Consider the following 1,497-nt stretch of genomic DNA (forward strand, 5'->3'; position numbering starts at 1 on the left):
CTTAACGTTGACTGGATTTTTTCTGCCATTTGGCCACCAATGCCGACGCTGGTGCCTTCTAATACCCACACCATGCCAAACAGCGCGAGTGGGTTGTGGCGGTCAATGTTGTGGTAAAGATAGGAAACCATCAATTCGATCGGCGCACCGACTTGGCCTACATCTTTGTTGTTGCGCACTGCTTCGGCATCGCCGCCACACGCTTTGATGTCATTTAAAATCCATTCTTGATGGCCTTTCTCTTCCTCGATGTATTCGGCAATGGCGTCTCGTACCCATTCGTATTCCCCAGATAGTCGGCCTCCACACGCCATCAGCAAGGGAACGGTGTGCTTAACGTGATGGTAAGCTTGGGTTAGAAAGGCGATATACATATCTTTGGAAACGTTGCCTTGTTGAACGTCTGCGATGACTGGCGCAGTTAACATTGCTTGTTGAGCAGCGGCAGTGCTTTGTTTGAGTTGTTCGAAAAATAAAGTCATAACCTTCTCCTTAAGAAGCCGTTAACTAAGATGCAGTTTGGAAAGACGTAATGTGTTGCTGAAAGGGCAAATCGATGCGTTGGATCTTTTGCGCTTGCAGCGTTAATTCAGGCGTTGTGCACGCTAATAACTGAGCCACATCATGTTCAATTTGATTTCGTTTGAGCTTGCCGTTATCCGTGTACCAACCAGAGATGGCTCGTGGGTTGTCCAGCAGCAATAAGGTTCGGATTTGAGCGTAATCGGGTAGGGTTCGGTTTAATGCATGAACCTTTGCTTCGACGTCTTCGCTATTGGCAATGACAGCGCATAATGTTTGTTGGCTATCACCTGTAACGATCAGTGGCGTCATCGGCAAAAACGCCAACGCTTCTGATTCAATCCACTCCGGTGAGACATTTCTGCCGTATGCGGTGACGATAAGGTTCTTCTTGCGTCCTGAGAGAGTGACAAAACCTTGCGCGTCAATTTGGGCTAAGTCGCCAGTCGCTAACCATTCTTGAGTAAACGGCTCATTCAAATAGCCAAGAGCAACGTTGCCTTTGACGAGCAGTTCACCATCTTCTGCGATACGAATCTGAGCGTGGGGAAGTGGTTTGCCACACGTTCCTGCTTTAAATGTGGCTGGTGTATTCAAACAAACGACGGAGCCACATTCAGACAAGCCATAACCTTCAAACGCAGGGATGTTCAGTGCATGCGCGGTGTTAATCAGTTGCGACGACACTCTTGCGCCGCCAACGGCGACAAATTTTAGAGAATCCACAAGAGAGGGCTGCTGTTTCGCGATATGAATTAGCGCAAGCAATAAAGCCGGTGTTAGCACTAAGCTTTCTGGTTTGATGGTCGCTAATGCTTGTGCAAACAGACGCGGTTCGAATTGGCTTGAACCGAGTAAGCCAGTTTGCGCTCCGGGTAAAATAGATGACGTCACGCCCAACATGAGTGGAACATAAACGCCGGTTATGTTCTCGAGAAGTGTCGATAACGGAAGCAGCACTAAGTGCGAGTGCGA

General features: G+C 48.4%; 2 protein-coding genes. Both read right to left on the reverse strand.

Annotated elements, in window-relative coordinates; all coding sequences use genetic code 11:
* Positions 1–482: iron-containing redox enzyme family protein (locus R8269_RS24190; RefSeq protein ID WP_318222773.1), on the reverse strand; the 482-nt coding region annotated here is incomplete at its 3' end.
* 25 nt (positions 483–507) lie between these two features.
* The coding region (locus R8269_RS24195; RefSeq protein WP_318222774.1) for an AMP-binding protein at positions 508–1,497 on the reverse strand (990 nt) is incomplete at its 5' end.

This window comes from Vibrio sp. Vb0667 (genome assembly GCF_033391095.1).